Raw genomic sequence first — 23,464 nt, forward strand, 5'->3', positions numbered from 1 at the left:
CTTATTTCTCCTGCATCATCTCACGAAGTTCTTTTCCTTCTTCGCTCCAATAAACTTTCTCAATACGTAATTCCGAACCTAAAGCAAAGTGCGTAACACCTAAATCTAAATAACGTTGTGCTTCTTTTGCGCTATTCAATTCGACACGTGGGCTAACTCCGTATTTTAATGCAGTTTTAATCACTTTCTCTTCTGCAGCTTTCACTTTCTCTTTTTCATCCTTTGAATTAAATCCTGAATTCATAGAGAAATCTGCTGGACCAAATTGAACAAAATCAACACCTTCAACTTGGCAAATATCCTCAATATTTTCAACTGCTGCTGCTTTTTCAATCATAAAACCCATAACACATTTTGATACATCGTCTGCATAAGAAAGTTGATTTGCGAATCCTTCGTTTTTATACCAACGTCTATTTACAAACCCTAGTTTACCACCATGACTTGGAGTTGCTGGTTTTACCATTTTTAATGTTTCTCTCACTTCATCTGCTGTTGTATGATCCGTAAACAAGATTCCTTGAAAACCTGATGCTAAAGCCTTTTGAGCAACATATTCACGATTTGCCCAATCTGTTTTGATAATACAAGACATGTCGTGCAACTCACATGCTCTTGCGATATTCTCAAGATCATATTGATTGTATGGAGCATATTCTCCTAAAAATTCAATATAGTCGTATTTATTTGTAGCACCAACAACTTCAGCCACCATAGGCCAGGCACTATTGATTCGTGTTGCCATTATTTCAGTTTTATTTTCTAAACATTCTCGTAGTCTATTTTTCATATGTAGATCCTCCCAAGTCTTTTAAAATATTATCCACAGACATCTGAATCGTATTTGCATCCGCTTCTTTCGTTTTACTAGCTGTGTGTGGTGTCAAAATAAAATTATCAAGTGTTAAAAGTATTTCACCCTTCTTTGGTGGTTCACTTGAGAATACATCAAACCCAGCAGCAGCAATAGTTTTGTTTTTTAATGCATCATATAAATCCTCTTCATTTACAATTCCGCCTCTTGCAGCATTTATTAATACAGCAGATTTCTTCATTTTTTCAAACACATCCTTATTGATTAAATCTTTCGTATCTTCTGTTAATGGAAGATGAACCGTGATTGCATCACTACTGCATATCAATTCCTCAAATGATGCAATCTGAATATTATGTTCTTTCGCATATGCTTCATCAATAGGAAATACATCATGTGCCATAATCTTCATATTCATTCCTTGTGCCATTTTCGCAATAAGTTTTCCAATGTTTCCAAACCCTATAATTCCTAAAGTTTTATTATTTAATTCAAATCCATAATTTTTGTTCCATTCACCATTTTTTACTTCGGCATTTGCAGCACAAACATTTTTTGCAATACTGAATAACAATCCCATTGCATGCTCAGCCACCGATACTGAATTAGAACCAATTGTTCTTGATACTTTAATACCATTCTTTTTTGCAACTTTCATATCAATATTGTCTACACCAACACCATATTTCGCAATTGCTTTTAAATTTTTGCAAGAGTTCAACATTTCCTTATCTGCAATATCAACTCCAATGATAATTCCATCTACATCTTTTGCAAGTTCCAAAAATTCTTCACGTGTATAAGATTTACCTGTTTCATTTACATGTACATCCCATCCACTCTTTCTTAAATTTTCTATTTGTTGCATTCCACTCTTTGCAAATGCCCTAGGTGTTACTAATATTTTACCTAACATAATATTCCTCCTCTTTAATCCTTAATAGACGCCCCTAATGCGCCTCCAGGATGCCAACACTTGTATTCTTTTAACGTAATATCTTCATCTACTTGTAACAGTATAGAGAGTCCTTGTAGCACAATCGTCTCTGCAAGATAAGATATTCTAGGTGCCTTATTTAAAGGACCACCTTCTTCGACTACTCCTGCATATAAGAATGCATCTGCATTCTTCACAAGCCAAGAATCCTTTCCCCCAGTTACAGCAATTATAAATGCCCCATTATTTTTTAGCGTTACAACTGTCTTCTTAAGTTCCTCGGTTTCCCCACTATTTGAAATAGCTATTACTACATCCCCCGCTTTTACTTGCCCACTTGAACCATGTATTGCTTCAGTTCCATGCAACACATATGCTGGAGTTCCCGTGGATGAGAATAAAGATGCTATATATCCTGCAACATAGGATGGTTTACCAATACCTGTGATGTGCAAACGATTTCCTTTTTCTTTTGCATCTTTTATGTATCCAAATGCTTTCTGATAAACATCGAGTGATAAATCATTAACAAATTCTTTCAATTCAATTTCAGTCAATGATTTAAACTGATTTAGTGACCCTTCTAGTTTTTTTCTATCCATTCTATCCTCCTGTAGAATTTTTATTCATCATCTTCTTGTGAGCTTAAAGTATCTAAAAGTTCTTTGATTCCATCTTTTCCAGTTACAAGTGTTTTACGATACAACTCATCAAGTTCATCAATAAATGTGCGCATACTTAAAGATTCAATTAACATAGCTAAATTCAATCCTGTAACAATACGAACTCTTCTGTCTTCTTCGATCAGTTCTGCAATATTTGCTGCAGCAAAATTACATGGAGAAGCACCAAACATATCAACGAATACAAGAATGCCATCACCACTATCAACTTTTAGCATTCCATCTTTGACCGTTGTAGCAAAAGATTCAAGATCTGAGTCAGGGAATAATCCGATACATTCTAGTTGCTCTTGATCACCCATAATCATACTTGCACTATCCACAAAACCCTCTGCCAATTTTCCATGTGTAACAATTAATACACCAATCATAAAAATCCTCCTTTCTTTTTTCATGATCGACGCAACGCTCCTTTTGGAAAGATTAATTCAAAGCGTTTACATCCACCCTCATCTTACTGCAAATGAAATTATTTTTCAATATAAATTTATATAAAATAGAATTTTATATCGTTTTTCAAGTAATTTTCCTTTATTTATACTCTATAAGATGATATAATTTGTCTATAAGGAGAGATTATTAATGGAAAAATATTTCAAAAATTGGATATTAGATTATGGGATCATTGCTAGACGTAGGTTTTATCGCAAAGAAAAGATACGTTTTATAAAAAATATCGAACAAGAATTTAAAACTATGGGATATGCAACTAAGATATTATCTCCGCGGGGATCAAAAGGAAAAGCAATAGACCTTTTAATCGGAGATGTAAAAACAGCAAAAAAAATCATCATTAGCTCTTACGATACTCCAGTTAAAAGTTTTTATTTGTACTCATATAAGCCTTTTGATTTGCGCAAGCGAAATATTTATTATCTCCTAACTACAGCCGTTCCTCTTCTTGTAGTATCTACTCTGTGTTTTGTTTTCTCTACCATGTATTTAAAAATCGAATGGATGAAAGGGATATTTCATTGGAGTGATATTGCCCTTATACTTGTTTATTTACTTGGTATCATCTTCATCGTTCGCTACGCTAGGGGAATTCCTAATGGTAGAAATCTGGATAGAAATTCCTCCGGAGTTTTAGCAGTATTGAATCTAGCAAAATCATTGGATGATGCGCAAAAGGAAAAAACTGCATTTGTCTTAACAGACTTTGGGTGTATAAATCATTTAGGTGATCAAATGCTTAAGGCGTATTTAAATACATATGACAAAAAGGAGTTTATCCTTCTTGAATGCATTGGTAATAATGAAGATATGGGAGTATGTTATAGTCCATCGTTAGAATCTACTGCTTGTAAGTTAGATAAACAAATTCACCGTTTCCCAATGAGTAATGAAAACAATATTGCTCATCTTTATCCAAATACAATCGTTTTTAGCAATGGACTAGTAAAAAATGAGTCACTTATAGTCCCACATGTAAATACACGCCAAGACATGAATATAGACCCAGATAGAATTCAATATATCAGCGATCAAATATGCAATATACTTTAAAAAAGAGTCTACACAAATGTGCAAACTCCTTCATGCCACTTCATAGTGGCTTTTTTAAAATATCATACTAACACGGAATGCACCAGGAATTGAAGCTTCTTCAAATGCATCCTTACAACGTTCAAAGTCGATTTTCTTCTCTACTAGTTTTGAAACATCAATTTTGCGTTCACTTAACAACATCGTAGCTTCTTCAAAATCTTGAAAGTTTGCAGTATAAGTCCCTACAATTGTCATTTTGCGGTAATGTATTTCGTTAGGTCCTATATTTATTTCTGGTTCAGGGAAACCAGCAGCAAAGAATAGCACTGTTCCTTCTTTTTCTTTTAATAATTCAAAGGCTTGCTTGTAGGCTGCACTAACACCAACCGCTACAATAACTACATCAAATCCATCAACACCACTTTCTCTCTTGATAGTTTCAACACTATTTCCTTTTGAGACGTCAATAACTTGAATACCTAGTTCTTTAGCTGTTTTTATTTTTTTCTCCATCATTTCACTTTGATATACACTACATCCATACACTTTGGCTACTAGTGCATTTAAAATCCCCATTGTTCCTGCTCCGATGACAAGGACTTTATCGCTCGGTTTTAATTGTAATTTATGTATACCAGAGACTACTGTTGCTAGAGGTTCTAAGAAAGCTGCCTCACTTGCATCAATCTTTGAAGACATATGAAAGGTAGAGACTTCTTTCTGTGTAACATACTGAGCACAAGCTCTAAAACGTCCATAAAAGCCGTCTGGATTCATTTTATCGAATGCATATAATCTCGGAGCACAACTACTATTTCCTAGTTGTGCCTCTAAGGAAGAAGCGTCATATTCATAACAACCTACAACAAAATCTCCTTTTTGAAAACGAGTAACTCTACTTCCTGTGTCTATCACTATACCAGACCACTCGTGTCCAAACATATAAGGGAAATCTGCTTTTCTAGCGCCCGTATAAATTCCATATTCTGATGTACACAGATTACATGCTTTAACCTGAACCAATACCTCATCATCACATATATCAGGTAATGGTTTGTTTTGTAATTCAACTTGTCCTTCTCCTGTTAAAACAACTGCGAGATTTGATTTTATCATATGTATCACCCTCCTATGAGCTTTTTTTATAAATTTCAATGATATCGTTTTTATTGATTGGGAAAAATACTCCATTCAAATATGGCAATGCTTTATTCGCCATTTCTTCGTAGTAAAGATCCTCATGAATACCAACTTCTCTTAACGTTGTTGGAAGTTGTAAATACCTAAAGAAATCTTTTATACACTGTATTCCTATTTTCGCTGCTTCTACATCTGAAGCTTCATTAACATCCCATACTTCTCTTGCAAATTGAGCAAACTTAGGAGCTGTCTTTTCATTCAAAACATGCTCCATCCAGTGAGGAGTCAAAATTGCTAGTCCTACACCATGTGTAATATCATATACGGCGCTAAGCTGATGTTCTATCGCATGAACTGACCATGTAACAGGTCTTCCCATCTTTAAGAAATCATTTATTGCCCAAGATGCGCACCACATCAAATTAGATCTAGCTTCATAATTCGTGCCATCAATATATGCTTGTTTTCCACAATGTATACAGGTTTTCATAAGCCCTTCACAAAGCTTCTCTTGCATATATCCTTCAACATTAGAGAAATAGGTTTCCATTAAGTGCGACAAGATATCGGCGATTCCTGCAGCAGTCTGATCCATGGAAACTGTAAATGTATATGTGGGATCTAAGATTGCTATTTGTGGTCGTAATTTGGGATGTTTTAATGGTCGTTTTTCACGCGTATTTAAATCTGAAATAACTGCAATCCCATCCATTTCACTTCCTGTTGCCGCTATCGTCAACACAGCAATGATGGGCAAGACTTTTGAAATCTTATTAAAATCGTCTAATAACTCCCATGCATCTACCTTTGAGGCAAAAGATGCAGCGATTGCTTTTGCACAATCTATCACACTACCTCCACCTACTGGTAACACCACATCAATATCGTTCTCTTCACAAAGTTTAACACCTTCACGTACTGTTTCTATTCTTGGATTTGCGTTGACACCCGAAAGTTCACAATATAATATATTTTCATTCTCAAGAATTTCACATACATCATTATAAATACCATTACGACGTATACTTTCTCCACCATAAATAAGTAAAACCCTTTTTCCGTAAGGATGAATCTCGTGACCCAAAGATTTTAATTGATCTTTCCCAAAGTATACTTTCGTAGGTATATCATAAATAAAATTTTCCATTCTTCCTCCTCTAAAGCATCCTATGCATTTTGAGTTGCGTTTGATTTGAAGAGCAACATTTTATTCTTTACAACTTCATATGCAGCTTTTCTTGCAGGCGCGAAAATAATTTGTGTTTTGCATTCTTTTGGATGACTTTCCATGTATTCTTTAAGACTACAAAAATATGCTTCCTTAACTTCGCTTGATATGTTAATCTTTGAAATTCCATGTGCTATGGCTTCCTTGATTTCTTCATCAGCATTTCCAGATCCACCATGTAAAACCAATGGAACAGATGTTAACTCTCGTATCTTGTCTAAAATATCTAACCTTAATTTAGGATATTGTCCATGTGCATACATCCCATGTGACGTGCCAATTGCAATTGCTAATGCATCAATACCTGTGAGTTCAACAAACTCTTTTGCTTTTACCGGATCTGTATAAATTATTTTTGTATCCGTTCCATCACAACAGCTAGAACTCTCTGTACTACCAATAGTCCCTAATTCTGCCTCTACATTTACTTGGTGTGCATAGGAATAGGAAACTACTTCTTTTGTATATGCAACATTTTCTTGAAAGGGTTTCGATGATGTATCGATCATTACTGAATTGAATCCAGCTGATATCGCTTCTTTGATGATATCCAAATCATTACCATGATCTAGGTGAAGAACAAAAGGAACATGGGAATCTTCTAAGCGTTTCTTAACATAGCTAAAAAACTCTTTTCCTAAATAACGATATTCTGGTACAGAACACTCTATAATTGTAGGGCAGACCTCATCTTCTGCCGCTTGAACAATAACTTCAAAAATATCTAGATTTCCTATATTGAACGCTCCTACTGCGATATGTTTACGTTGTGCTTCCTTTAGTATTTCACTTAATTGTACTAGCATATAGGCACCTAATCATACAGCCCATTCATAATTTTTATTAGTTCTTCTATATCGTCTGTATTTCTCATTAATTCTTGACGCTTCGCTTCAATCTCTTGTAATCCTGTTACCTTTGTAATAACTTCATCTAAATATTCTTCTGGAAATTTAACCGCTCCATTTTCATCCATGTGAATGATATCTCCAGGAGCGACTTGCATACCACAAACCTCAACAGGTGTATTTACAGTTTCAACTGCAAATTTACCATGACCTGCTGTAACTCCAGTTAACATATATTGCATTCCTAATGGACGAATTTCATCTACATCTCTTGAAGGACCATCAGAAATCACACCAACGACTCCAGCAGATTTTAAGGCCGTCATCATATTTCCACCCAGTAGTCCATTTATTTTCTTAATTTCATCAGGCATATTTTGTTTCAAAACTAATACCACTGGTTTTTTCATTTTGCTAACTGCCCTCAATACATCAGCAAATTTTAGATTTGGAAAGTTAGGATCAGGTAGTCCATATGTACATGTTACTGCATATCCAGCCACTCTTCCTAATTCTGGATACATACATTTTAGTGTTTCATCTGTATACCATTTTCCCTTCCATGGATGATATAAACCTAAGCAATAATCTTTATCTGGATAAGTAGCAACAACATTAGTAATGCTAGGTGTATCAAATTCTTTTAATTTTTCTAACTTTTTCATATCGTTCATATGTTTGGTCTCCTTTTATTTTTCAAGTACAACACTTGGTTTTTCATTGTGATAAACACGGATAATATCATCTACTATACTTTGACACATTTGATGATTACATTCGTAATTGTATGTCCCTAGATGTGGTGTGATTATCGCTTTCTTTTGTTCTAATAAAGGATGATTCATTTTGATAGGTTCATCTTCTATAACATCTGCACCATAGCCACCCAATTTTCCTTTTTCAAGGGCTTTTGCTACTGCCACTTCGTCTACAAGTTCACCTCTTGCAGTATTAATTAGATACGCTGTGCTTTTCATTTTAGTCAAACGTTCCTTTGATATCATATGATAATTTTCTTTGGTTAAATTGATATGCAATGAAACAACATCACTACAACTTAAAAGCTCATCTAACTCACATTTCTTTGCTCCTCGAGCTTTTATCTCATCTTCATTAAGATAAGGATCATACGCTAATACATCACATTCAAATCCATGTTTCATAATTCTCGCAAATGTTGATCCTATGTTTCCCATGCCACAGATACCTACTTTTTTTCCTTTTAACCTAGTCCCTAAAAATCTGCCTCGATCTGTATTCCATTCATCATTATGAACCGCCATATTACCATCAGGAGTATGTTTTGCTAAAGACATCAATAATCCAATTGCCTGTTCTGCAACATCTTCCTTTTCTAAATATCCAGGTATATTTGATGCTACAACTCCATATTTTTTTGCACCTAGAACATCGACATTGTTATACCCAATCCCAAAACGTGCAATATATTCAATACTAGGACACTCTTTAAAGAATTCTTCATTGAATATAGGTGTAGTCCCTACAACTAAATATGAATATCCTTGAAGTTCTTTCGCTAATTCTTTTGCCTGAATATGAATTCCTACAGTAAATCTTTTAACTTCCCCTACTTCGTTTTCCAGTTTTGTAATAAATTCTGGATAATAACGAGCAAAACTATTTGCATTTACAATCGCTATTTTTCTCATTCTATTTCCTCTCTAGTTAGTTATCTTAAAACAGGTATATGTCAGAGACATATACCTGTTTTTCTTTTATTATGTCTTTTTTTATCTCACATTCTGTTGCGTATTCTATACAACTCCCAAGAAGGAGAATAATAATGACAATCCTATAATTGCCCCAACAATACGAAGGTATTTTGGACCTCTCTTTTTAATGTAGAAATAAATCAGGAATACTACTCCTAGTGACAAGAGTTTAGGCATCATGCCATCTAATGTATTTTGAATTGCCCATTCACCACCATCTGTTGTAATAACTAGTTTCGTTGCTAATTTTACATAAGATGCACTTAGCGCCCCCATCATAAACAATCCCATAACGCCTGCTGAGTCTATCAATTTGCTGATTGCTCCAGTTTGTAAAACATTTGCTACTGAGTCACGTCCTAATGAATAGCCTTGTCGAACAAGGAAATACGCAAGAAATGACATATATGCTCCAAATAGAATTAATGGTCCAATTCCACCTAGAATATTTCCTGCTGCTGCAACTGGTACAAATAGTGATAAGATGATTGGACGTACAGTCCCCATATCGATTGAATCTCCGATACCAGCTAAAGGTCCCATCAAACCGATTTTGATATTTGTAACCATATCTGTGAATTCAGCTGTATCTTCTGGATCATAATCTGGTTTTGCTACTTCATTTGCATGTTCTTCCTCAAGTGCCATTGAAATCCCCAATATCAATGATCCCCATGTTCCCTCTGAATTATAAAATGAACAATGACGAGTATATGCCGCGCGAAGTTCTTCTTCATTATCTCCATATAATTTTTCCAAAATTGGAGACATCCCAAAACCAAATGCTAAAGCTGTTAATCGTTCGTAACTATTCCCTACTTCTGTTACTGTATAATAACGAGTCCACGCCTTAACAACTTCTTTTTTAGATAATTTACGAGCTGTATTTTCATTAGTCGTCATCATCGTCACCTCCGCTCATAGCCATCATCGGTGCAAAATTACTTTGTAATAATGCAATACATAAACCTAATGCTGCAATACCAATTGTACTAATTCCTGAATATGCCATAACAAGGAAACCTACCATGAAATAAGGTAATAAGTTTCTCTTACCAATAACTATCATCGTAACCGCAAATCCCAAGGCCGGAAGAAGCCCACCAGCAACGCTCAATCCATTCGTAACCCAAGTAGGTATTGCTGACATAAATGCCTGAACTGCATCTGCCCCGAAGTATGCTGCAACAAACGCAGGACCAATACGTAATGGAATTGCACAGATAAATGGATACCAGAAACATGCTCTTCGATAACCTTTTCGATCATTTGTTGATGCTGCTTTATCAGCTAATCGAACAAACGCTGATGCATATGTTCTACGAACTGTATCCAACAATACTCCTAGCAATCCAACTGGAACCGCTAAAGAAACTGCTACTTCTGCACTAATGCCTGTTTTAATTGCAATAGGGATTGCTACACATGATGCAAATGCTTCATCCGCTGGAATGTTTCCACCAGGTGCAATTGCCCCTAAGTAAATAAGCTGTAATGTTCCACCAATAATCATTGCTTTTGCAGGATCTCCCATGATAAGTCCTAGAGGAACTGCCATAACGATTGGCTGTCGTATAACGGTTGTCGTACCATACCAGAGACGATTCGTTCCGATCCAATAGACGATACCGATCAATAATGCTTGAACCAAATTGTCCATACTTAATTTTCTCCTTTTTTATTTTCTTTTTTCTAACACATTTATCCCAATTTAGACGCTGCTTTATCAATCCCTATGGCTGCCTCTTTTGGCACTGCCTGTAAATACACCTTCACTCCTTTCCCGCTGATATCTAGAAGCATGTCTGTGTCAGCTCTATTTAAATAAATCTGATTTGTAATTTGGACGCGATTCTCACCAGATCCTAAACCTCCGATTTGAAGTTCTTTCATAGGAAACCCTCGTTCAAATGCTTCCTTTGCATCCTTTACAGATTTAAATAAAACTACCAATTTTCTTGTTGCATACTTTTCACTTTGAATTCGTTCCATTGCTTTATCAAGATCCATAATATTAACCTTGACACCCTTTGGAGCTGCCATTTTGTAAACATTCCCCATAAATGGATCATTTGCAAGTTTTTTATTGATAATCATGATTGAATCTCCATCTACTTGATTCATCCAGTTAGCAATAACCTGCCCATGCATAAGTCTAAAATCGACACGAACGAGTTTAACATCTGCCATATATATTCCTCCTTACGAAGCACTAACAAAGCGCTTTCATTTACTAACTCAATCATATTGCAAGCGGAATAAAATGTCAATATATTTTTTATTATTTTAGAATATTTTTTCATTTAAATAATATATTTCTTTCTCTATAGCAGAAAAAAAGACGAAATTAATCGCCCTAAAATCATAATAAACCTTTATTTATTGCTTATTTTCCATTTCATTGCTTCATCAAGATTAAGATTTACACCGTGAAGTTTTAGGTTTTCATCTACGATAGTAATAGATAAATTATCCATTCTTACAAACTCATTTTCATAACTTTTATCCAATTCCTTCAATAATGCTGCAATTGCTCCTCCATGTGAAACGATTAAAATATCTTTTTTGTACTCCATTGCATAATCGCGTATAGCTTGAAACATACGTTTACGCACTTCCTTATAGGATTCTTCTCCCTCGGCATGACCAAAGGGGTATTCTCTATGGCGTTGTTCAATTATCATGCCTTCACAAATACCAAAATTTTTCTCAATAACCCTTGCATCTTCTCTGTAGAACATGACGGAGGCATGTTCACAAAGAATATCTGCAGTTTGTTTTGTTCTCTCTAATGGCGAAGTGATTACAGCTTCAAACTCAAAGCCATCAAAAAAACTTGAAACTGATTGAGCTTGCCTTATCCCATTTTCGTTTATTGGATTATTTGAAATTCCTTGTACACGTCCAGTACAATTCCATTCAGTCTCTCCATGACGTACAATATACATGTACATACTATCATCTCACTTTCTTTTTTCTAAAAACTCGATTGCTAGTCGATATCCCTCTTCCATAAATTTACATGGCATATTATATTCTCTAGCAATTCCTAATGGGAAACATATCCTTTCCTCTGGTAACAGCTTTTTTTCAATATTTTTAAGAAATCTATTAATATTTTCCTTATCTCCATAGAGTACACGCTGCCATAAAAGTTCAACAAATTCTTCATCGATTTCACCAATAAAATATTTCTCTAAGCAACGGAAGCATTCAACATAGGACATCCTTGCCCTATACAGAATATCATGATCCACAAAGCACTCTTCAAAGGTTGTATAACCTGCCTGATCTCCTAATAAAGCAAGATAGAGCTGGACACGATTGATTAAAGAAAGCTTGATTAGCAATCGATGCTCTGCATTCTTTATTGATCTAATTTCCTTCCAATTCGATATATTGCTATATGATGATTTTTCCATTTCTAGAAAAGAGTACTTCGAATTTAATTCAATATCATAAGGATTTGAACTATAGCGGCGAGCGCCTACAAAAACTAACATATGCAGTACTTCTACATGATTTTTCAGCCAATCATTATCTACTTTTTCTTGCAGTGCATACACTAAATTTTTTTTTGCATTCTTACTATTACTACAAATAATTATCGTTAACTTCTTCATACTTCCGCACGTATAACGTTTCAAAATCTCTTTTGCAATATGTTTTGTAATCTCTATGAATGCTTCCTCTTGTAGTGTTAAAACAATGATATCAACAGAATCTAATGAATCGATAAAAATAGAATTATTTATTTCACAATATATAAAGCCACTCATCTCTTTCCATGTTTCTTGTGAATATATACGATATGAGTTTGTTTCAGGATTTACAATGGTTCCTTTTGTACGATTAGCCAATACAATATTCATATCATGATTCTGAAACAAAGGTACAATTACACCTTTACCAATGGCACCTGCGCCAATTATCAATGTATTTTTCATATCATTATATTAGCATATTTTTCTGCTTTATCAATATATAATGTGGAATTTTATATCATTTTATTTTATTAATAATAAGAAAAGCACGATTTTATATCAATCGTGCTATCGTCACTTTTATATTTTTGTCTCTAGAAACCGATAGAAATGAATCGCCATTACAAACAGAGGGATATCACTTAATGAACGTGGATCATATCCAGTTCGATCTTTTATTTTATTCAATCTATTCTGTAAGGTGTTTTTGTGTAGATACATCTCTTGACTCGCTTGTTGAATAGAACCATTCCATCGATAATAACATTCAAGTAACGGAATAATATCTGCTAGTTCACTTTTCTCATAGTCTCTAAATACCTTTTGAATAAATTCCTTCTTCGTAGTGGATGCGATTTCTTCCATGAAGATATCCATTGAAATATCTTTATAGAAATATATTGTTTTCTCTTGTGCAATGCCTGCTCGTAAAGCTCTTTTCGCTTGTTTATATTGTTCATATACAAGTTTTTGTTTGTTGTTTTTTTGATCAATTCCTACATAGATTCCACATCCTAATTTATCCTGTATTTCCATATGTAACATTTGAATCCATGCTTCCACTCCTTTATCTGTACATTCATGTACACCAATTAAATAGGAAGATGACATTCTTAAGAAAAAGGCATCATGATCCCCATATAATTTCTGTTGTAGGATTTGTTCTAGTATTTGCATCTGTTCTTCAAAGAGTGAATGACTTGGTTTCATTTGCAAGAATCTACGTTTGCATCGTATGTTAATACCAATTAAGAGGCCTCTTTCATAGAGTTCTTTTTCTTGTACAGAGGATTGTGAATGTATCCATTCATACAGATAACTATTCATTTGATAGGTCTTGCGCATTTGTTCACTTTTTAACAGATCGTCCATAACGAGGATTTCTGTCATACGCTTGATAATCTGTGCGTAGGGACGTATCTTTTCATATTCACCTGTTATCCCAATGACACCTACGATTTCATTGCGTACAACGATGGGAAGATTGGTCCCTGGTTTTCCTCCATCGTATTCGTTATCTTGTGTTACGGGTAGTTCTTCTAGGTGGTGTTCCACCAGATAACGCGCACCCATATGAATCTCATGGATGCGCAATGTGTCACTGCTTGCGATAATCAAACCATCATGGTTCATGATGTTGATTTTATAAGGAATTACCTTATTTATTTCTGAAATGATCTGTGCTGCTGTCTTCGTAGATATTTGCATAGATAGTCCCTCGCACTATATGGTTCCTCATCAACCATATAGAATTATAATGTTCTTAATTGATCGATTGCTTCTTTATAGCTCACGTTTTCTTTAAAGAGTGCACTAGTTCCTAATACAAAACCATCGACTCCTAGTTTTGAATATGTTTGAATAATGTCTGGTGAACAAGCTCCATCTAACACGATCTTAAAGCCATATGTGTTTTTCATTTCAATGAGTCTTTTGATTTTATCATCTGTAAAGTCAATAAATTTTTGACCTGCAAAACCAGGGTTTACACTCATTACCAAAATATAATCACATACATGAAGTACTTCTTCAATCATGGTAATACTCGTATCTGGATTGATCGCAATTCCTGCAAGTCTTCCTTTTTCTCTGATATAAGACAAGGTTTTAATTGGGTATCGTTCTGCCTCTGGATGAATATAAATTAAATCTACACCGGCTTCTATAAACCAATCTATTTTGGTAGATGGTTGTTCAATCATCAAGTGCACATCCACCATCTTTTTTGTGTACTTACGAATGGTACTTATATCCATAATACCCATTGTCATATTGGGTACAAATGAACCATCCATAACATCACAATGAAAGATATCGCACCCGGCTTCATCTAACTCTATAATCTGTTGTTTCAATGCGCCATAATCTGCACACATCATGCTTGGACACAACAAACTCATAAAATCGCCGCCTTTCTCATATTATCTAAGTTCTCTTGAACAGTTTTTCCTTTTTGGAATAATCCTGATGTACCACCAGTTAAAATATCTGCACCTGCTTTTACCACAAGTGGTATCGTTTCAGAATTGATATTTCCATCTGCTTGTATTTTTGTAGTTAATCCATGTTGTTGTAGCTGTTGACGCATAACTTTGATATGTTGAATTGCCTGTGGTTGTATCTTCTGTCCTGCATATCCTGGATTTACGGTAAGCTTTAAAATCCACTCCACTTCTTTTGCTAGGGAAATAAAATTTTCAGGTACTTCGCTATCACAACGAAATGCTAATATTGGTTTTGCGCCAAGTTCACGTATCTTCGCGAATACTTCTTTATGATTGCATTTTGTCTCATAGTGTACGGCGATATAGTCAGCTCCTGCTTTGATAAATGGTTCGATATAAACTTCAACGTTTTCTACCGCCAAATGTACTTCGATTGGTTTATCGGTATGTGGACGTAGCTTCTCTAGAATCAAATCACCAAATACAAAGCAATTGTTAAAGCGTCCATCGACAACATCATAATGTAGAAAAGATAGTTCACTTTCATTGATTTCTTGTATCGCTTTTTCTATGTTCATTACATTGATACAAGATAAAGAACCGCTTACTAAAATGGGGTGATCATAGTTTACACTATGCATGTTTTTTCCCAAACACAATATCTATGATATTGATGTTATCACGATGTTTTTTGATTTCGTATAAGTATTCTTTTACATGTTTTACGACATCTTCATCACCACTTAAATCATTGATTTCACAGAAGGTTGTGATTAAGTCTTTTTCTAGTTTAGGTTCGCTCTTTCCTTGTAATTCTTCCCAATATACGAGTGCTGCTGCCGCAACAAATTCTAGGATACGTGGATCTTTATCGTGATCTAATAGAATTTGCATTGGTGACATGATGCGTTCCGTTGGACCTAATTTACGCATTGGTGCACGTCCATTTTTTATATTGTAGTCTAGGATACTCTTATCTCTGAATTTTGCTAAAGCACGCTCTGTAAATGCTTCTTGGTCTTCCTTAGTGATTTGGAAATAGTCTTGTAGTGCTGGATTTAATTCTTCCATCAAACGCATCATGGTTTCATCTACATCTGAATCACATGCTGCATCTCCATACACTTCATATCCTTTGATGTATCCACAATAAGAAATAAGACCTGCTAAACAGTTATAAGTATAAATTTTACGTTTAAAGAATTTTTCAAAGTTATGAACTGGTAATGCACCTTCAAAATCTAATTCATCCAATTCATCCGCATCATATGGGAAATAAGATTCATTCATGGATAGCGTATCTAAGCGTGTATCATGAATACTTACAGTAGAGGTAAAGACAGCTGTTTGCGTTACTGTGTATTCGCTATCTATACCAGCATCTATCAAATGGTTACGAAGGACGCGTGCAGGATTGATACCATTTTCTGCAGTAAGGAATACTGTTTTTTTCGTTTTCCCTTTCATCGCATCTTTCACTTGATTTGCCACATCACCTAGGTTTTGTTCTCCTGTAGAAGTAAAGATGAAATCTGCTTCTTTGATTGCTTGTGTTGCCTCGCTTGAATATGTAGTATATGCTTTGAAATCATGGATATAGATAGGGGTACGATCTCTTTTGTAAAAGTGAATACAGAATGCTTTATCTTCATCCAACATACGTACAAGTTCTTCATTTTTATCAATAAAGGTAATCTCATAATCTCTTTGGAAAAGGAAGCGTGCTACATATCCTCTCCCTGTTTGACCTGCACCTATAACAACTGCTTTTTTCATGTATTCTCCTCCTATTCTTTGATCCAGCCCTTGGCTTTTAATTCTTTAATGGCTTCCTTAATCAAAAGCGCAACGTCTCCATTTGGATCAATTTTGGATATGTTTTCTAATACATAATCTACGCCTTTACTTTCACGCATAAGTTTCAACTTCTTCGCATCTTCATCTTCTGGGTTATCAAAATATAATGCGGCAGCTGCACCTAGTGCAATTGCTTTAGGTGTTACACCTGCTTGTAAAGCAATGCTCATTGGTCCAATGAAGCGATCTTCTGGTCCGAGTTTACGAATTGGATCACGAGCGATACGATCCACTAAGTCTACAATCGCACGATCCGTATATTTTGCTTTTGCTGTTTTAGAGAATTTCAATTGACTTGCTTCATCAATTCCCATCCCTTTGATCAATGCACCATTTATTTCTTCATATACTTGATCTAAAATTGGTTCAATTTCAGGATCATTAGAAGAATCCGCAACATATGTTAATCCTTTTAATTTACCAAGGTAGGATACTGTCGCAACACTGGTATTGTTTGTATAGATTTTTTGTTTTAATAGATCACCAAAGTCACGTACAAATTCAATATATTGCCAATTTGGTACCTCTCCTTTCATGCGGTCAAAATCAATTGGTAAATAGCGAAGATTTTGTACCCATGTATCCATCTCATTCGTTACTTTGCTAGGATCAGGTGCGCCTGTTCCTGTACACATAATAACGGATTCACTTACTCCGATATACTTCTCAAATAGCTCTACTTCTTCTGGAGTTAAATTTTTTACGATATTGTCTTTTAAATCTTTCGCTGGATCAATCCAGTTTTCACAAGTAACAATATTTGCTGTATGTACGGAATTGTTTTTCACCATTACTTTAAATGCTTTAGCTAAAGTTTCTCCAACATTAGCCATGTTTTTACCACCACAAGCAGTAAAGATAAAATCACTCTTTGCCCAACAATCAGCTAACATTTCTCCATCATAGAAGAAGTTTGCTTTTACATTGTGCATCTCTACATTCATGTCTTCATTACCTAGGACATGAATCATATATTCTTTCTTTTCATTCAGTTTATCTGCCATTGCCTGACTTGCGTCAAAGAATGTGATATCTTCTCCATTCAATGTCATCAACTCCGCAATAAATCCGCGTCCTATACGTCCTGCCCCTAAAATCATTACATTCATAATATACCTACTTTCTGTCATATCTTCATGACGATATATTGCGCATCGTCTTCCTTCATGTACAAAACAGATGGGCAGTGTAGAACACTGCTTCATCTGTAGTGTGCTAGCGATACGATTGTATGGTCAATCGTATCTTGGAGATCATCACGCTAGTCCTCTAATAATTGAATCATTTGTTCTGTCGCAATATTGACTGTATTTGCTTCTGCCTCTACACTTCTAGAAGCGATGTGTGAAGTTAAGATGAAGTTATCCATATGTATCAATTCATTCACCCATTCCTCTTCCATTATTGGAGGTTCACTTGTAAATACATCCGATGCTGCCGCAAATATTTCTTTGTTCTTTAGTGCTTCATAAAGCGCTTTTTCATTTACAATTCCACCACGCGCAGCATTCACTAGGATTGCGGTAGGCTTCATCATTTTAAATTGTTCAGTATGGATCATATCTTTTGTTTCTTCTGTAAGTGGCGTATGTAAAGATATGAAATCAGCGGTCTTTAGAATTTCATCTACGCTGGTTTGTTTAGCGCCATATTCATCTAATACTTTGGCATCTATATCAAACACATCAAATGCAAGTACTTGCATTCCAATCCCACGTGCAATACGTGCAACATGTTTCCCAATATTTCCAAATCCAATAATACCAATCGTTTTTCCATACAATTCATATCCAGTTGGTTTTCCCCAACCACCTTGACGTATATCCACATTGGTTGAAACAATCCATTTCGCAGCCGCAAACATCATCCCAATCGTTAATTCCGCAACTGCATTGGAATTAGAACCAACACAACGTCCTACTTTAATATTGCACTCTTTTGCGACATCTAAATCGATGTTATCAGTTCCTACACCAAATTTAACAACTGCTTTTAATCGTTTACATTCTCTAAGTAAATCACCATCTAGTTCATCCACTCCTACAATGATTCCTGTAGACTCTTTCGCCATACGTACAAAATCTTCTCTTGAGACTGGTTTTCCCGTACGATTTACATTCATTTCATATCCTAATGCAACGAGACGTTTTTCTGCTTCTTCTCCGTATTTCGCATATCCTCTAGGCGTTACTAAAATACTACCTTTGCTCATATTAGTATCCTCTTGTCTTTACAGCGATTTCACGCAACTTTTTCGCATTTTTAGCGATATCTTCACTGCTTCCTTTTGTTAGTAACCCACCAATTCCAACACTATCCACTCCATTTTCATACCATTGGTGAAGGTTATCAAAAGTAGCTCCTCCACTTGCTAAAATCGGCATAAATGGAACAGGTACTTTAAATGTTTTAGCCAAATCTGGTCCATAATAATTTGATATTGGGAATGCTTTAATGAAAGAGGCTCCAGCTTTTAAAGCATCCATCATTTCTGAATAAGAAGTACACCCTGGTGCATAAGGAATCTGATATAAATTCGACATTTCTTGTACTGCTTTATCGAATGTAGGCGCAATGATAAATTCTGCACCATCCATGATTGCTAATCGTGCTGTTGTAGGATCTAAAACAGTTCCTGCGCCAACCAATAATTTATCTCCAAATTCTTTCTTCAATGCGCGAATAACCTCTCCTGCATTGTTGTTGGTGTAACTAATTTCCAATACATCAACACCACCTTCAATGCATCCTTTTGCAATTTCAATCCCACGTTCAATCGTTTCTACACGAACAATTCCCATGATTCCTGTGTTTTTAATTCTACAGATTGTTTCTGCTTTGAACATTTGTATATCCTCCTAATGTCAATCGACATTCTATTTTCCTATTCTGTTGTTATGCTTTTACTGTTCTTGTACTGAAATATTTTCGTACTTGCATTGCCCCCATAACAAAGGCAAAGATTGAGAATCCTATGACCATGTACATTTCAAAATCATTTTGTACTTGGTCAAGGAAAATACATAGAACAAGACCAATCGCTATTACGAAAAATCCTATTCCAAAGAATAATGTACTTTTAGAAGATGATGATTTCTCCAATTTCTTTTCTATTTTTTTGTTCTTAACGGTGGATAGCTTTGGTAACACTTTTGCATTAAAGAACCATAAATACGCTCCATATATGACTGCCATAATCACGATCCACCATACTGGATGCAGTTTCAAAAAATATCCAGCAATTGCTGCTATAGATACTGCATTGATCTCGTTGTTTTTTAGTAGCGTAACAAACTTCTCATCTTTCTCATTCAACTGATAATATATATCTTGTTTCTTAAGATGTAAAAGTCGTCTATTTCGTTTATCATGAAAAGCTTCTACGTTCCATCCGTTTACCATAATGTGTACTTCCTTTTCTTTTTATAAATCTAGAGCAAGTCTTAAATCTACGATTGTATCTTTCGCAATCGAAGTTAAGTGTTTTGTCAATTCTTCCATCTTCATACTTTGGCAGCTAGATAATGCCTCCATTAAAAATGGCATATTCACTCCTGTAAAACATTGTATTTTATGTGCACCTTTTAATTCATCAATTGCCAACGCTGTCATATTGAATGGAGATCCTGCAAAGATATCCACGAAAATCATGACACCATCTCCATCATCCAAACTTTCTACTTTTTCACAGATTTTTTCTTTTAATTCTTCTGGATTTTCCGTTGGATATAGTCCAATTGTTTCTACATCGTTTGACATACTTCCAAAAAACATGGCAGAGCTTTCCTTCAAGGCATCTGCTAATGGCCCATGTGTTACTATCATTAACTTGATCATATAAATATCTCCTTTTTTTAAATATGGAGAAACCTTTACTTTAGGTTTCTCCATTGATGTTTACTAACCTAACAGTCCAATTGCTCCACCGATAAATCCGATGATAAATAATGCAATTAATACAGTTGTTATTTTTTTACCTTTTACTTGCAACCAATATGCAAATAATGTAACTGACAATGGTACTAAACAAGGGAAGATTTTGTTCATAATTTCTCCGAGTTTCAAGGTACCTGTTTTCATTGTTATTTCTAACACGGCATTGATGCTAACGTATTTTACAATCATTGCGCCAAGACAGAATAGACCGACAATACCGAGGAACGTTGTAATTTTCTTAACGAATCCACTTTCTAAGAACTTATCGATAGAATCCATACCTAATTGGTAACCGCGCATAAACATAAAGTATGTAACTGCAAAATCTAATAAGGTAACTCCGATACCATATACCCATGCACCCCATACATATCCTTGCATTGCCCAACCAAGGGTAACACTTAGAATGATAGGTTTTACAAGTCCTGCCCAAACCGTATCACCGATTCCTGCCAAAGGACCCATTAACGCTGTTTTAATTTCTGTGATGATAAAAGCATCCATATCGCCACTTTCATCATTTGCAAGACCTTCTTCCAATGCTACTACGATACCCGGAAGTACTGCTCCCCAACGTGGTTCTGTGTTGAAGTACAACATATGACGTTGTAAACCTTCAATCATTTTTTCTTGATTATTTGGATATAATTTTTCAAATAACGGACCCATGATAGATGCAAGTGATCCTGCCTGTAAACGCTGGTAGTTATACGTCATATGTGATGTCATGTGCCAGAAGAAGGCTGTTTTCTGGACATCTCTTTTAGTTAGTGCTCTTTTATTTTCTGCCATACTATTCAGCTCCTTCACTTTCTTCTGTTTCTTTATTGAATCCTAATTTGATTAAGATGAATGCCAAACATACACCGATCAATGCATATAGCAATAAGTCCGTCATTCCAGAGTAAGCTGCTATACCAAATCCAAGTACAAAGAATGGTAATAATGATTTCTTGTACATAAACTTCATAAGCATTGACATACCTAATGCAGGTAATAATTTACCAACAGCCCCTAATCCACTCATTGCCCATGTAGGGATAGAGTTGATCAATGTTTGAATATATTCACTACCATATAATGCAATTAAGAATACTGGAATAGCACGTAAGCATAGTACGATTGCTGGACCACCTAAGAACTGAATTCTACGGATTCCTCTCCAGTTACCTTTGGCAGCCAGAGCATCCATTCGTACTGGCCAAATAGAAGCCACTGTCATGTACGCAACATGTACGTAGTTACCTAATAATCCAATTGGAACAGCAAATGCTACGGAAGTCTCTATGGACATACCTGCTTTGATTGCTACGAATGTTCCTAATAGACCAGCCCAATATAAGTCAGAAGCATTTGCTCCACCAGCTGAAATCCATCCTAAGTATGAAACGTTGATTGTTGCCCCAATAATTGTCCCCTGAACAGGATCTCCATAGATTAAACCTACCCAGAAACCTGCCATAACTGGTTCTCTAAAGAAATACCAGTGGTAAGGTCCTTGAATACCGTTTACAAATGCAAGCAGACCCATTAATAGTGCTTGTACCATATTTTATTTTCCTCCTTATATGTACAAATCTTTGTTTAAATCATTCTTTTTCCCTTTACATTTTGTTCTTTCTACACCACTCACTTTCTTATTTATATGTGTAGCTTCTAGAATTTTGAAACTACATCTTTAAACGGATATGGGTTGTCTTCTGGAATAGGTTGCATGAAGACTTCAACACCGCCATCGTTCATAACCTTTAGTTCTTCCATTTCCGCTTTTGACATAACTACATTTTTATAAATGTTTTTCTTGTCGCCACTTCCTTCGATTCCACCTACTTGTAAAGCAGGGAATTTGATTCCTGCATTCCATGCAGTAAGTGCTTGCGTCGTGTTCTTAAATAGGATAAGAAGATTACGTTTTGGTAATTTCCCATCTGCCCATTTAGCCGCAGCCTCTTCAATAGAGTCTACTTCTACTTTTACACCTGCAGGTGCTGCCCCTAATAAGATTTTCTTTAAGATCGGACTTTTTGAAGAACGATCATCGATAACAACGATGTCTTCAATGTTGTACTTTGCTACCCAACGAGTCATTACTTGACCGTGAATGAGACGAAAGTCAATTCTTGTAAGCTTTAAATTTTCCATATTATGATCTCCTTTTTCGCTTTGCATCAGCGAGTGTATGTTACACGTCTATCTGCGTGTACTTACTTATATGATTTAGCAATGTCTACAAAGCGTTGTGCTCTTCTTGTCAACTCTTCATAGTTCCCTGCATCTCGACATTTTTTATCTACTAATTGTGAACTAATACCAGCTCCACTGAATCCTAAGTCTAAATATTCCTTAAAGGTTTCTTCACTTACACCTACCGTTGCGATATATTTCACATGATGGATGGGAGCGTATACGTCTTTACAGTATTTAATACCAAGGGTTCCTGCAGGAAACAATTTGATGAAGTCCGCTCCCGCTTTATCTGCTGCACATATTTCTGAAGGTGTGATACATCCTGGCATGGATACCAATCCAAGTGCTTTTGTCTCTGCCACAATTTCTGGATCAAAGTTTGGAGATACGATGAATTTCGCACCAGCATCTTTCGCATTTTGAACCTGTTCTTTTGTAAGTACAGTTCCTACACCCAACATCAAATCGCCTTTGAACTCGGCATCTAATGCTTGAATGTTTTCTTTTACGCTTTCACAAGTATTTGGATCTGCAGGATCATACGTTATTTCAAAACAACGAATGCCTCCTTTATATAATGCTTTTGCCAACTTCATTAAATCTTCTCCTAGGATACCTCTAGTGATAACTACAATTTTTTCGTTTTCAATTGTCTGAATTACTTGTTCTTTCTTCATATGTGTT

Annotated in this window: 28 protein-coding genes; 1 reads left to right on the plus strand and 27 read right to left on the minus strand. The window is 35.4% G+C overall.

The window, feature by feature from the left end; all coding sequences use genetic code 11:
* Window position 1 precedes the first annotated feature (1 nt).
* The 4 genes from ACWG0P_RS02735 to ACWG0P_RS02750 are packed head-to-tail and all read right to left on the minus strand — an operon-like array spanning window position 2 to window position 2,805.
* Complete coding sequence (locus ACWG0P_RS02735; protein ID WP_455800384.1) at window positions 2-790, minus strand: HpcH/HpaI aldolase family protein; 789 nt, start codon at window positions 788-790, stop codon at window positions 2-4.
* Entirely contained in the window at window positions 780-1,730 is a 951-nt protein-coding gene (locus ACWG0P_RS02740; protein ID WP_455800385.1) for a phosphoglycerate dehydrogenase, read from the minus strand. The genes ACWG0P_RS02735 and ACWG0P_RS02740 overlap by 11 nt, the downstream gene beginning before the upstream one ends.
* 14 nt (window positions 1,731-1,744) lie before the next feature.
* A complete protein-coding gene (locus ACWG0P_RS02745) occupies window positions 1,745-2,353 on the minus strand; it encodes an SIS domain-containing protein (RefSeq protein ID WP_455800386.1) in 609 nt (202 codons plus the stop codon).
* Window positions 2,354-2,373: 20 nt separating this feature from the next.
* Window positions 2,374-2,805, minus strand: a complete 432-nt coding sequence (locus ACWG0P_RS02750) for a PTS sugar transporter subunit IIA (protein WP_455800387.1) — start codon at window positions 2,803-2,805, stop codon at window positions 2,374-2,376.
* A gap of 211 nt (window positions 2,806-3,016) precedes the next feature.
* Here ACWG0P_RS02750 and ACWG0P_RS02755 point away from each other — a divergent pair, with 211 nt between their 5' ends.
* On the plus strand, window positions 3,017-3,940 hold the full coding sequence (locus tag ACWG0P_RS02755) for a hypothetical protein (RefSeq protein ID WP_455800388.1): 924 nt from the start codon (window positions 3,017-3,019) through the stop codon (window positions 3,938-3,940).
* Window positions 3,941-3,994: 54 nt separating this feature from the next.
* Here the strand turns inward: ACWG0P_RS02755 and ACWG0P_RS02760 are convergent, their stop codons facing one another.
* From ACWG0P_RS02760 to ACWG0P_RS02870, 23 genes are all read right to left on the minus strand, one after another.
* A complete protein-coding gene (locus tag ACWG0P_RS02760; RefSeq protein WP_455800389.1) occupies window positions 3,995-5,038 on the minus strand; it encodes a zinc-dependent alcohol dehydrogenase in 1,044 nt (347 codons plus the stop codon).
* A gap of 13 nt (window positions 5,039-5,051) precedes the next feature.
* Window positions 5,052-6,209 (minus strand): iron-containing alcohol dehydrogenase, encoded by a 1,158-nt coding sequence (locus ACWG0P_RS02765; RefSeq protein WP_455800390.1) that lies wholly within the window; start codon window positions 6,207-6,209, stop codon window positions 5,052-5,054.
* A gap of 20 nt (window positions 6,210-6,229) precedes the next feature.
* Window positions 6,230-7,096: a class II fructose-bisphosphate aldolase gene (locus tag ACWG0P_RS02770; protein WP_455800391.1), complete on the minus strand. Its 867-nt coding sequence runs from the start codon at window positions 7,094-7,096 to the stop codon at window positions 6,230-6,232.
* Between the two features lie 8 nt (window positions 7,097-7,104).
* Entirely contained in the window at window positions 7,105-7,812 is a 708-nt protein-coding gene (locus ACWG0P_RS02775) for an RraA family protein (RefSeq protein WP_455800392.1), read from the minus strand.
* A 15-nt stretch (window positions 7,813-7,827) separates the two neighbouring features.
* The gene (locus tag ACWG0P_RS02780; protein WP_455800393.1) at window positions 7,828-8,808 is read right to left on the minus strand and encodes an NAD(P)-dependent oxidoreductase; all 981 of its coding nucleotides are present in this window, start codon (window positions 8,806-8,808) and stop codon (window positions 7,828-7,830) included.
* A gap of 105 nt (window positions 8,809-8,913) precedes the next feature.
* Window positions 8,914-9,777 carry a PTS system mannose/fructose/sorbose family transporter subunit IID gene (locus ACWG0P_RS02785; RefSeq protein ID WP_455800394.1) on the minus strand — a complete coding sequence of 288 codons (864 nt, stop codon included), beginning with the start codon at window positions 9,775-9,777 and terminating at the stop codon, window positions 8,914-8,916.
* Entirely contained in the window at window positions 9,764-10,531 is a 768-nt protein-coding gene (locus ACWG0P_RS02790) for a PTS mannose/fructose/sorbose/N-acetylgalactosamine transporter subunit IIC (protein ID WP_455800395.1), read from the minus strand. The genes ACWG0P_RS02785 and ACWG0P_RS02790 overlap by 14 nt, the downstream gene beginning before the upstream one ends.
* Before the next feature lie 41 nt (window positions 10,532-10,572).
* A complete protein-coding gene (locus ACWG0P_RS02795) occupies window positions 10,573-11,061 on the minus strand; it encodes a PTS system mannose/fructose/N-acetylgalactosamine-transporter subunit IIB (protein WP_455800396.1) in 489 nt (162 codons plus the stop codon).
* A 185-nt stretch (window positions 11,062-11,246) separates the two neighbouring features.
* On the minus strand, window positions 11,247-11,825 hold the full coding sequence (locus tag ACWG0P_RS02800; RefSeq protein ID WP_455800397.1) for a histidine phosphatase family protein: 579 nt from the start codon (window positions 11,823-11,825) through the stop codon (window positions 11,247-11,249).
* 9 nt (window positions 11,826-11,834) lie between these two features.
* Window positions 11,835-12,818, minus strand: a complete 984-nt coding sequence (locus tag ACWG0P_RS02805) for a mannitol dehydrogenase family protein (RefSeq protein ID WP_455800398.1) — start codon at window positions 12,816-12,818, stop codon at window positions 11,835-11,837.
* 117 nt (window positions 12,819-12,935) lie between these two features.
* Entirely contained in the window at window positions 12,936-14,063 is a 1,128-nt protein-coding gene (locus ACWG0P_RS02810; RefSeq protein ID WP_455800399.1) for a CdaR family transcriptional regulator, read from the minus strand.
* A gap of 44 nt (window positions 14,064-14,107) precedes the next feature.
* Window positions 14,108-14,755, minus strand: a complete 648-nt coding sequence (gene rpe / locus ACWG0P_RS02815; RefSeq protein ID WP_455789794.1) for a ribulose-phosphate 3-epimerase — start codon at window positions 14,753-14,755, stop codon at window positions 14,108-14,110.
* Window positions 14,752-15,453, minus strand: a complete 702-nt coding sequence (locus tag ACWG0P_RS02820) for a ribulose-phosphate 3-epimerase (RefSeq protein ID WP_455800400.1) — start codon at window positions 15,451-15,453, stop codon at window positions 14,752-14,754. Before ACWG0P_RS02820 ends, rpe begins: the two co-directional genes overlap by 4 nt.
* Complete coding sequence (locus ACWG0P_RS02825; RefSeq protein ID WP_455800401.1) at window positions 15,434-16,576, minus strand: mannitol dehydrogenase family protein; 1,143 nt, start codon at window positions 16,574-16,576, stop codon at window positions 15,434-15,436. Before ACWG0P_RS02825 ends, ACWG0P_RS02820 begins: the two co-directional genes overlap by 20 nt.
* Window positions 16,577-16,587: 11 nt before the next feature.
* Window positions 16,588-17,766 carry a mannitol dehydrogenase family protein gene (locus ACWG0P_RS02830; RefSeq protein WP_455800402.1) on the minus strand — a complete coding sequence of 393 codons (1,179 nt, stop codon included), beginning with the start codon at window positions 17,764-17,766 and terminating at the stop codon, window positions 16,588-16,590.
* A gap of 152 nt (window positions 17,767-17,918) precedes the next feature.
* Window positions 17,919-18,869 carry a phosphoglycerate dehydrogenase gene (locus ACWG0P_RS02835; protein ID WP_455800403.1) on the minus strand — a complete coding sequence of 317 codons (951 nt, stop codon included), beginning with the start codon at window positions 18,867-18,869 and terminating at the stop codon, window positions 17,919-17,921.
* 1 nt (window position 18,870) lies between these two features.
* Window positions 18,871-19,503 (minus strand): ketohydroxyglutarate aldolase, encoded by a 633-nt coding sequence (locus ACWG0P_RS02840; protein ID WP_455800404.1) that lies wholly within the window; start codon window positions 19,501-19,503, stop codon window positions 18,871-18,873.
* A gap of 49 nt (window positions 19,504-19,552) precedes the next feature.
* Window positions 19,553-20,059: a hypothetical protein gene (locus tag ACWG0P_RS02845; RefSeq protein ID WP_455789788.1), complete on the minus strand. Its 507-nt coding sequence runs from the start codon at window positions 20,057-20,059 to the stop codon at window positions 19,553-19,555.
* A 21-nt stretch (window positions 20,060-20,080) separates the two neighbouring features.
* Window positions 20,081-20,494, minus strand: a complete 414-nt coding sequence (locus ACWG0P_RS02850; protein WP_455789787.1) for a PTS sugar transporter subunit IIA — start codon at window positions 20,492-20,494, stop codon at window positions 20,081-20,083.
* Between the two features lie 63 nt (window positions 20,495-20,557).
* Window positions 20,558-21,385: a PTS system mannose/fructose/sorbose family transporter subunit IID gene (locus ACWG0P_RS02855; protein ID WP_455800405.1), complete on the minus strand. Its 828-nt coding sequence runs from the start codon at window positions 21,383-21,385 to the stop codon at window positions 20,558-20,560.
* Between the two features lies 1 nt (window position 21,386).
* Complete coding sequence (locus ACWG0P_RS02860) at window positions 21,387-22,142, minus strand: PTS mannose/fructose/sorbose/N-acetylgalactosamine transporter subunit IIC (RefSeq protein ID WP_455800406.1); 756 nt, start codon at window positions 22,140-22,142, stop codon at window positions 21,387-21,389.
* A gap of 107 nt (window positions 22,143-22,249) precedes the next feature.
* Window positions 22,250-22,735, minus strand: coding sequence for a PTS system mannose/fructose/N-acetylgalactosamine-transporter subunit IIB (locus tag ACWG0P_RS02865; protein WP_455800407.1), 486 nt, complete (start codon window positions 22,733-22,735; stop codon window positions 22,250-22,252).
* A 62-nt stretch (window positions 22,736-22,797) separates the two neighbouring features.
* A complete protein-coding gene (locus ACWG0P_RS02870; RefSeq protein WP_455800408.1) occupies window positions 22,798-23,457 on the minus strand; it encodes a bifunctional 4-hydroxy-2-oxoglutarate aldolase/2-dehydro-3-deoxy-phosphogluconate aldolase in 660 nt (219 codons plus the stop codon).
* Window positions 23,458-23,464 lie beyond the last annotated feature (7 nt).

It is taken from the genome of Amedibacillus sp. YH-ame6 (assembly GCF_053848845.1).